Origin of the sequence: Streptomyces sp. NPDC089424, from assembly GCF_044749345.1 — a bacterium.
Lineage (GTDB): Bacteria > Actinomycetota > Actinomycetes > Streptomycetales > Streptomycetaceae > Streptomyces.
Window position 1 is genome coordinate 166059 of sequence record NZ_JBIVHU010000002.1, and the last position, 9335, is coordinate 175393.

General features: G+C 66.3%; 8 protein-coding genes and 1 pseudogene. 4 read left to right on the forward strand and 5 right to left on the reverse strand.

Annotated elements, in window-relative coordinates; genetic code table 11:
* The first annotated feature begins 311 nt into the window (after positions 1-311).
* Together ACIP2X_RS08400 and ACIP2X_RS08405 are read left to right on the forward strand one after the other, a co-directional pair.
* The gene (locus ACIP2X_RS08400; RefSeq protein ID WP_401669257.1) at positions 312-812 is read left to right on the forward strand and encodes a YfbM family protein; all 501 of its coding nucleotides are present in this window, start codon (positions 312-314) and stop codon (positions 810-812) included.
* A gap of 1022 nt (positions 813-1834) precedes the next feature.
* Positions 1835-2637 (forward strand): annotated as a pseudogene (locus ACIP2X_RS08405) (IS5 family transposase).
* Between the two features lie 665 nt (positions 2638-3302).
* On the opposite strand, the gene ACIP2X_RS08410 reads toward ACIP2X_RS08405, so the two are convergent.
* The 4 genes from ACIP2X_RS08410 to ACIP2X_RS08425 all read right to left on the reverse strand — a co-directional run bounded on the left by ACIP2X_RS08410 (position 3303) and on the right by ACIP2X_RS08425 (position 5871).
* Positions 3303-3584 carry a hypothetical protein gene (locus ACIP2X_RS08410; protein WP_401669259.1) on the reverse strand — a complete coding sequence of 94 codons (282 nt, stop codon included), beginning with the start codon at positions 3582-3584 and terminating at the stop codon, positions 3303-3305.
* 27 nt (positions 3585-3611) lie between these two features.
* A complete protein-coding gene (locus ACIP2X_RS08415) occupies positions 3612-4487 on the reverse strand; it encodes an IS5 family transposase (protein WP_401669261.1) in 876 nt (291 codons plus the stop codon).
* A 45-nt stretch (positions 4488-4532) separates the two neighbouring features.
* The gene (locus ACIP2X_RS08420) at positions 4533-5030 is read right to left on the reverse strand and encodes a transposase (protein ID WP_401669263.1); all 498 of its coding nucleotides are present in this window, start codon (positions 5028-5030) and stop codon (positions 4533-4535) included.
* Between the two features lie 394 nt (positions 5031-5424).
* On the reverse strand, positions 5425-5871 hold the full coding sequence (locus ACIP2X_RS08425; protein ID WP_401669265.1) for a hypothetical protein: 447 nt from the start codon (positions 5869-5871) through the stop codon (positions 5425-5427).
* 279 nt (positions 5872-6150) lie between these two features.
* On the opposite strand from ACIP2X_RS08425, the gene ACIP2X_RS08430 reads away from it, so the two are divergent.
* Complete coding sequence (locus tag ACIP2X_RS08430) at positions 6151-6504, forward strand: hypothetical protein (RefSeq protein ID WP_401669268.1); 354 nt, start codon at positions 6151-6153, stop codon at positions 6502-6504.
* Positions 6505-6910: 406 nt separating this feature from the next.
* Positions 6911-7111: a hypothetical protein gene (locus ACIP2X_RS08435; RefSeq protein WP_401669271.1), complete on the forward strand. Its 201-nt coding sequence runs from the start codon at positions 6911-6913 to the stop codon at positions 7109-7111.
* Between the two features lie 624 nt (positions 7112-7735).
* On the opposite strand, the gene ACIP2X_RS08440 is transcribed toward ACIP2X_RS08435, so the two are convergent.
* Positions 7736-8380, reverse strand: a complete 645-nt coding sequence (locus ACIP2X_RS08440) for a hypothetical protein (RefSeq protein WP_401669273.1) — start codon at positions 8378-8380, stop codon at positions 7736-7738.
* Between the last annotated feature and the right edge of the window lie 955 nt (positions 8381-9335).

Consider the following 9335-nt stretch of genomic DNA (forward strand, 5'->3'; position numbering starts at 1 on the left):
ACGGGCCACGTCTCCACCTCCGGTTTCGACCGTTTGCGGACCAGGGCAGGATTGCCGGCACGTGTCCTATGTGGAAGGCGCACTGCTCCGCGGCGGTGCTCGGCGTTCCAAGGAGGTTGCTTGGGGGCGCACTCTTTCCAACTGCGCTGGTCGGGGGTTCACTGGCGTTCGCCTGGGTTCGTGGTGTCTCATCACGAGGTCGGAATCGGCTCCGGGGCTCGGCTGAACGCCAGTGAACCCGGTTAAATGAGACCGAAACTGAGACGGTCCACCCGGCGGCTGGTGTCACTGGCGTCACATACTGTCTGTCCATGAGCATGATCGGTGAGTACTTGCGCGTCACGGCTGCGGAGCTTGACCGGGCGGTCCACGACCCCAACTGGGCTCTGGACTTCGTTGAAGAGGTCCAGGACGCCGAGGAGGAGTCGGAGCCTGCGCCGGCCAAGGCGCGTCACTTCAGCACGTACAAGACCTGGGGCATGCTCCGCTTCCTGCTGGCGCGCATCGAGTTCCCCGTGAACGTGATCCACGGTGAGGAGCCGTTCGCAGAGGACGAGGACTGGGGATATGGGCCTCCGAGGTACCTGCGGCCTGAGCGGGTCCGGCTCGCAGCAGAAGCCCTGCGGGCCACCACCTATGCCGAGCTCATCAGTGGGGTGGATCCTGCTGAACTGACCAGCGCCGAGATTTATCCGCTCGGATGGAGTGAGCCTGGCGCGCTGGAGTGGGGTCGCCCCTGGTACGACGGCCTCAGACAGTTCTTCGAGGCTGCTGCCCGGGCGGACGACGCGATGCTCGTCTGGCTGGACTGACGGGCCACGACGGCAGTGAGCCCCCAGCTTGGGAAGCTGCGATCATTGGTCGCTATGTCGGGCGCCGACCTGGCCGAACGGTCGGGACGCGACCTCGCTGGGCTTGACTGCTTTCACCGTGATTCCCCGCTGCTCCCGGCTCGATCAGGTACGGTTGTGGTGCGTGCCACCACAGACTCGGTGCCGGAGGACGCTTGCGACTTCCTTCTTCGGCGGCGTCGATGCCAGCGCTCCGAGAGCTCCCCGACGGCGATGGAAGCGGCAGCCAGCCCGGCGCACGCCGACCAGCTCCCGGAGTCGTTGATGACCACGCGGACAAGGCGGAGCACCGCCGTCGCCAGGCCCCACCAGACGACCGACCAAGCTGATGTGCCGATCCACGTGCTTCTGCCGTTCACGGGCCAAAGGTAGCTGTCCCGTCAGAGGGCCACGGATGTCTGTCCGGCAGACAGCCTTCTGATCCGTGACTCTACAGAGATCTCGCATTGGCAGTCATACAGGCTGCCGGACGGGGGTTGATGGGCACTCAGAGCCATAACGGTTGTTGTAGTTGCTGTACTTCGATGCTGTGCAGGCACAACTTCACTGTGCGAGTTCTTCCCAGGGGTCGTAGCGCTTCAATGCGGTTTGCTCCGACAGACCAAGTCGCTTGGCCGCCCGGCGTCGCGCGTACTTCTGCAGTCGACCGCGGCCGGTAGCCAGGACCTCCGCAACCGCATGAGTGGAAGGTAAGGCCGACGCGCAGTGCTGCCCCAAGTGCTTCCCAATCCCTCTTGTCTCTGCGGCGGGGGATGGCAAGGTCGAACCCAGCATTGATCATCGGAGTGCCGCAGCGCGGGCATGGATGAGCTCGCGGCGGTAGCGGGCTCTGCTTGAAGGACGACCGGCACGCCAGACACACGAAGTGCGGCTTGTAAGGGGTCGCGTATCGACACATGCCGACGCGGTAGAGAGAGCGCCCGGACAGAACCACCGCTTTAGAAGCCATTTCAGTTGGCGTGATCTTGCGGCAGCCTGGGGTGATGACTGCTGCGCTTGTCGAACGGTTAGCGCCGGAGGACTTGTGGGAGCTGTTCCAGCGGGTAGTGCCGCCAGCCCCGCAACGTCCGCAGGGCGGTGGGCATCGTCGTCGAGGGGATCGTGAGGTGCTGGCCGCGATCATCTTCGTGGCTACCTCGGGCTGCACCTGGAACCAACTGCCAACGGGCTTCGGACTGTCGGGCGTCACCGCTTTCCGCCGGTTCACCGAGTGGACCGAGGCCAGGGTGTGGGCCAAGCTCCACCGCCTGGTCCTCGACGAACTCGGTTCCCGGGGCGGGCTGGACTGGTCGCGCTGCGCGATCGACTCCGTCAGCGTCCGAGCCCTCAAAGGGGGCAGCTGACGGGACCGAATCCGACCGACCGCGGCAAGGCCGGATCGAAAATCCACCTCATCGTCGACCGCGGCGGCATGCTCCTTTCCCCCGGGATCTCCGCCGCGAACCTCCACGACAGCCAGGACCTGATCCCGCTGGTCCGCGGCATCCCACCCGTCCGCTCACGTCGCGGACCCCGACGCCGACGGCCCGGCAAGCTGCACTACGACTTACCGCCACCTGCGACGCTGGCTGTCCTCCCGCGGCATCAAGCACCGCATCGCCCGCAAGGGCACCGAATCGTCCCGACGCCTGGGCCGACACCGCTGGGTCGTGGAACGAACCGTGTCCTGGCTCTCCGGCTCCACCGCCGCTACGAGCGCAAGCCCGAACACTTCCTTGCCTTCACCGCCATCGCCGCGACCCTCATGGCCACCGCCGACTCACCGACTGAAATGACGTCTAAGTAGGTCTTTTTGAAGGCTCAAGGCCCTACTGTTTGGTGATGTGCTCCGTCCGTGTTCACCGCCTGTTTGAATGCGTGAGTGATCGAACTAACGATTGGTGTGGTCGCTGTAGCCATCGTTGGATGGCTCATGCGCCGGAAGCGGCAGCAGAGGTCGACCGCGATAGCCGCCGGGGAACTTGCCGGGGTGCCATGCATGCTCAAGTGGTCAGCTCAGGGCTCACGCTGGAGGGCAGGACGTCTACTGATCGGTGCTGATCCTCTCGTCTGGAAGCCTTCCTTCGGTAAGCAGGAGGCCGCCCTACCGGCCGGTCTACGTCAGACGGGGATACGCTCGACCTCACTGCGTGAGGCACTGGCCTTCAACCCGAGATCCCGGATCGTGAAATGCGAGTCGTCCGACGGCGAGGTCCTGATCGCGGTCATGCCAGAGGAACTGGACCACGTGATCAAGGCTCTTGAAAGCCCGTAGCGTGCTGCTCATGCTCTCGACTGAGGAGTAGTCAGCCGAGGGCTTGTTCTTCTTCGTCCAGCTGTCGGTGTGCGGGCCCTTCCGGGCCAGGCGCCGAGTCATGAGCGTAATGAACGCCCAGTTCAGATGGGCTTCGGCATGCTGAGGCAGCCGCTATTAGGGCCTGTTGCGAAAGTGGCTGAAGGTGCGGGAGGTTTTCAGAGGCTGCGAATGGCCTCGGCCAGGTCGGAGCCGTAGGAGGCCCAGCAGATCACCGAGCCGTCATCGTCGAGCTGCCCCATGAACCACTCACCGTCGTCCCTCACGAGGCACAACTCGTGGAACGCAAGAATCACATCGGGCCGAAGCGGCTCGTAGTCGCCCTGGCCGGCCACCTCGATGACTACGAGCCGATCGAAGGAAAGCGGGGCGGCGCTTGGGTCTCCGGAAAGAGCGCGCACGCGCTCGATCGTCCATCCGGCGGGGAGTCCTGAGTTCACCGGCGCATGGTCGCAGGAGGGCGACCGTCACAGCCACTCGTTAAGGACCGCGACCAGTACGGTCGCCTCATAGCGGACCGCAAGTTTGTCGTACCGGGTGGCGACGGCACGGTTCCTCTTGAGGCGGTTGATCCCGCACTCGACCGCATGGCGCTGGCGGTAGTCGGCCGGGTCGAAGTACGGCGGCCGGCCGCCGCGGGAGCCGAGCTTTTGGCGGTTGCGTGCCTGGTCGGCCTTGTCGGGGATGGTGCAGCGGATCCCGCGGCGGCGCAGGTAGGCGCGGTTTTTGCGAGAGGCGTACGCCTTGTCCGCGCGGACCCGGTTGGGGCGGACGCGTGGCCGGCCCGGCCCGATGCGGGGCACGCGGACCTTCGCCAGCACGGGCTCGAACTGCGGTGAGTCCCCGCGCTGCCCGGCGGTCACCACGATCGCCATGGGCTTCTGACCCTGCTCGACGACCAGGTGCAGCTTGGTGGTGAACCCGCCGCGCGAGCGCCCCAGCCCATGATCTCCAGCCTCTTCATGGACACCGCCCGGCGGTTCCTTCTGCAGGTCACCCTGCCTTCGGGCGCCGGCCGCGTGCTGATGGGCGCGGCAGACCGTGGAGTCGACGTTCAGGTCCCACACGATCGCCCCCTTCTCGTCGGCCAGGGACTGGAGTCGGGTGATGATCCGCTGCCAGGTGCCGTTCCGCTGCCATCGGCGGAACAGGTCGTAGACCCGGCTCCACGGTCCGTACTCGGCGGGGATGTCCCGCCACGGAACCCCGGTCCGGACCCGGAACCGTATGCCGTCGATCAGCTGCCGCCGAGGCCAGAGGGGTGGCCGCCCCGCCGTGGCACCCTTCGGCAACAGCGGCGCCAGCACCGCCCACTGCCCGTCTGTGAGATCTCCCCGCCCCATGAACCGCGATCATTCACAGCCCAAGACCCACTTTCGATACACGGCCTAGTCCCGGCAGATGCGGCGAGCGTTCATGATCCAGCCGATCGAGCGTTCGACCTTCCAGCGCCGGGGCAGCACGACGAACCCTATAGCGCCCCTGGGCCGGAGGACGGGCCCCAGGGTCAACCACAGATGGTCCGCCGTCCAGGAGGGCAACAGGTCACGGGAGTAGGCGGAGCCCGTCCAGACCTGGGTGATCTGCGGGTGGGTGAGCCTGAGGCGCCAGCGAAGGTCCCTGGCCATAACCTCTTCCCGGGCATCGCCGGGCGTCACCGTGATCATCACAGGAAGCTCGAGGGTGTCGACCACGATGCGTCTCTCGCGCCTGTTGATCTTTCTGCCCGCGTCGTAGCCGCGGCTGTCCTTGCCGACGGTGGAGGCGCTTCCACGGACTGAGAGTCGACGATCAACGTCACCGGGAACGGGCAGCGGCCCTTGTTGGTACGGACTTGCCGGCACGTGAACGCTGAGCTTGGGAACGTTGAAAGACCCCGGTCCCACCGGGGCAGAGGTTTTCGTGTTGGTGGGGCTGAGCTGACAGGATTTGAACCCGTGGCCTCATCTCTATCAGGTCGATCACAGGGGACCGTCGATGTCGGTCAACCGGGCCTGGGCCACGGTCGATCGTCCACTGAGGTCCGGCGCCGACCGCTGCTGTTCGTGCTTGTTGGCGTCAGCCGTTGGTGTCAGCCGCCGTGCGCAGTCTTGACAAGCGGCTTTGCCCCGGCACTCCCGCTTCTGGGCTCGGTACTGCTTGAGCAGAGCCGTGATCTTTTCGCTGTCGGCCGCGCCGCTTAGTTCGACCAGTAGAAGATCGGGAAACAGCTCGTAGAGATCGGCCCACTATCGGCGCCCTCGGTTGTCCCAGATCCGGAAGCCGCCCGGCAGCCTCTGGCTACGTACCGACGCTTACCCATGGCTGCTCCCCAGGCCGTGACAGCCGCAGGGCTTCCTCACGGACTCCCTTGTCCTGGTCGGCGGCGAGTCTCGCAAGCTGGTCCACGAACTCGTCTGTCCGGTCGTCGGCAATCATCCAACTCTGGTAGCCGAACACCTGGCCGTCGAGCTGGTCGGCGGTCCACCACTCCTCAGCCCGCGACAGCGCCGCCAGCACCGCGCGCAGACCGACCAGGTCCCTCCGTTCGAGCAAGGCCTGCGCCGTCTCCTGTGTAACTGCGGTGTCATGGGCGTCCAATAGGAGCCGCTCAAGGATTGGGCCGACCTCTTCCCGCTCGGCCCACGCCGCAAGCTGTCGGCCGGCCGCGGCTCTTCGCGACCACGATTCCGATTCCGAGTCACGAAGCGCTGCCTTCAATCGGTCCGTCCCCTGGTCCTGGCTCACGTAGCCATACTGCCCGTGACGAGATCGTGCAGGAAGAGACCAAAGCACAGCTCGAGCGCCGGGAGAAGGCTTGAAAACCGTCGTGGCGCGAGTCACCGTGGGTTCAAATCTCACACCCACCGCGCAGGTTGAAGGCCCGTGACCAGGAACATCAGTCGGGGGCCTTCGTCATGCTCGTTGGCCGCGAGTGACCGCGATTCCCCGTGAGTTCCCGGTCTATCGGGCACGGGAGGGGCCTGACCGCTACCCCTTGCGGCTCGCGGTACATACGATCAGCGTGTGACGACGCCTCATGACGGCTTTGGGAACCATGTAGCGATACCTTCCGCCGCTGCTGATGCGGTCACTGGGTGGGCTTTGCTCGGCCCATTCCTCATGGGCGCCTGCGCAGTCGCAGTAGGACTGATCATTGTTTGCGACTTTCGAGGCTTCGCGACTTGGCACCATCAACAGGCTGATGCCAGTGTGCCCTCGTGGCTGCGGCATCTGTCCGACGGACGTGAGGGGCAGCGGCGCGAGGCCAATGATCGCCACGCCCGCATCATTCAGAAAATCGTGGGCTGTGGCTTCGTGGGCGTCGGTGGGGTCTTCGCCATCTACGCGTTGATCCAGGGGATTTCTGAACTGACCTGAGGCCTATGGAGACCCCCGTTCACCCACCACTCTCCCCAGCTCCCATCCCGTCCGCCGTCGACCCACATACCGTGGAGCGGGCGTGGTTCCTGGCGTCCAGGAGGAGCGCGCCACTGTACGAACGACCTGGACGCCAGGGGCCGCGTCTGCTCGGCTCTGCCTGGGTCGACGGCAAACGGGATGGGAGCTCCCACGCACACCACGACCAACCTGCACTCGGGTACGGCGCCTCCTCCATCCCGGCTTCGGCCGATCCCCCGCCGGAGGCTGGTTCTGACCTCATGTGGTCGCGGGGCGGCAGCGGCCGCTCTGGCCGCGGCCCAGCAGTCACCCACATGCACGGCGTCGATGGGACCTCGCCACCAGTCAGCCCAGACGCACCTCGCCGCCCCCCTCGCCTGGAGTGGTGGCGTTCAGCCCGGACGGACGCATCCTGGCCATCAGTACGGGCAGCTCCGTCGAACTGTGGAACGTCGACCTGCCCGACCCGGCCCGCGCGATTGGCACCATCGGCGAGGCCATCGACGCCGCTCTCACCCCTCAGGAACAGTCCCGCTACCTGCACGACCACTCCGCTAGGACCGGCTGCCCGTCGGCTGGGCGATAGGACCTCACTGCATCACCAGTCGACGATGCGCTGCGGCTCGTGGGGTACTACTACGGCGGCAACCGGACCGACGCTTAGCTCCCGACCAAGGGATTCGTGCCTCACCCGTACACGCTCCTGCACCCGGATTTCCGGGCGCAGGTCCCCTTGCCAAACCCCGACAAGGTGAACTGTGACGAGGTGACGTTCGCCTCGACGTACGAGACCGCCGGCCTGCCTGCCACAGCCGGCGGGTTGAACCCGGCCGGCACGGCCAGCGGCTAGCGTTGCATCCAGACCTGGCGGCGAAGGTCGACAACGTCAGTGACCACCTCCTGGATGACACCCGCTACGACGCGCCGACGCTCGCCAAGAAGTGCGGCCGCTCCTCGATGTCGGCGTTCGTCAACCAGGGGGCGATGAACAAGTACGGCAACGAGTTCCTCCCACGGATGCGGGTCGTCGACGGCGACGAGCTCGCGATCGAGGCGGGTGATCTGTGGTTCAAGGGTTGCCGTTTCAAGGGTTGCCGTTTCAAGGGTTTACCACACCGGCGCGGCGACGCTCGTCTGCGAGTTGAAGGAGCCGTAGCCACCGCACTCTGCCCGGGTCCACCCACCAGGCGGGCTCTGGGCAGATTCACGGTCAGTGGACGGGCTGCCAGTGCTCCAACGCATCGTCCAGCAGAGGTGCCTCGGGGTCGTCCCAGATCAGGCAGCCCCAGACCAGGCCGGGCACATCGGGGCCCATGGCGTCGGCCGGCCCCTCGGTGAGCGTGCGGTGAACGGCGTCCAGATAGGCGGCGATCGACGGATAACCGGGCTTGTCGCATGCGAGATTGTCCGGCAGCGACCAGTAGCCGACGCCGTCCTCGCCCACGTAGAGCCCCGACTCAGGTCCTGCCTCGTCGCCGGTCAGCCAAGGCACCACCGCGGAGCCCCACATGTCGCCGCGCCCGACCTCCGGCAGCCGCGGCCGGAGCGCATCCTGCGGACCGAGCAGAACCCCGCCCGGCAGGAAGGCCCCTGAACCGACCTCGCCCGCATCCTCATTGGCCTGGATGTACTGGTGCTCAACACCGCCGCACAGCCGCCACAGCGCCGCCACCTCCGTGGGCAGCCCGAACCCGACGGCAAGCCTCAGGCGGGAGTCAGCCGCGGCGATCTCCTCCTCCATCGCGGGCGCAAGGAGAGAAGCGTGGGAGAGGGGAGCATGCTCGGCTAGCCAGCCGGTCACCTTCCGCCAGGCGGCCGCGACCCGCTCGCCCTCACCGGTGTGTTGAACAGACACGCGCCCACCGTAGCCGCCAGCATGCCCAACTCACTATGCGCAAGCCGCGTTCGGAGGCGGCGGAACGGCCGAGCCATGATCCGCCCGGATCTCTGAGTTGTCAGAACAGAGCCCCCGCCCGTCCGGCACACGCGGCTGCCTGACGCTCGCCGCCGGGAGAGCAGCCTTCGGTGCTGGTGCGGGAGACGCCTCTTCCTGCACCTGCGTCTTGCGCTTCCGCCCGCGCTTCCCCCCGCGGTGCGGATGCAGCGCCCGCCAGCACCTTCTTCAACCGGTCCCGCTCCCGGTTCCCCCGAGCTGCCGGATGCGCTCACGCGTGACTCCGCACTCCTCGCCGGGCGGTGACATAACTGCACGGGAATGGGCGCAAACACCCACGGATGCGAATCCAATACCGAACGCGGCGTTCTGGCCCTTGTCAATTCCATACTCTGGCAATTCCCCGCGTGTGAATCCCTTTCGCCGACCTGTCCGTCACAACTGGTCGGTCCGCCCCGGTCTGTCCGAAGAGGGTGCCTAGGCCAACGGTCGTCGTTCGCCGGCCCACGTGATGCGCCTGGAGGGCCGTCACCCGTCATGAGCTGGGCTGATCTGGACGTGCGTCCGGCGCAGGGCGGCAGAAGGGGCAGCCCTGTATCTACGTGAGGGCACTGCGGGAAGTCAAGTGTTGACATGTGCCTGAGCAGTGACTGATCATCACCAATGCACCACGAAGTATTCCAGTGAGCCGCAATCCCACCATCCTTTCTCTTGGGAGCGGATCACTGGGCCAGTATTTCTTCCGTCATATCCCCTCACGACCGTTCAGCAACGAGCCGACACCTCTCCTCCCCCATGCTGCGCGCTCCCTCAGCCCCCCGACACGGGGCGCGCGCTCTTCTCGGCCCCCGGCCGTCCGGTGATCCCGGGCCGCCGCGCCCCTCCTCTCCCCCAGTCCCCTCTGACGGGAAGACCA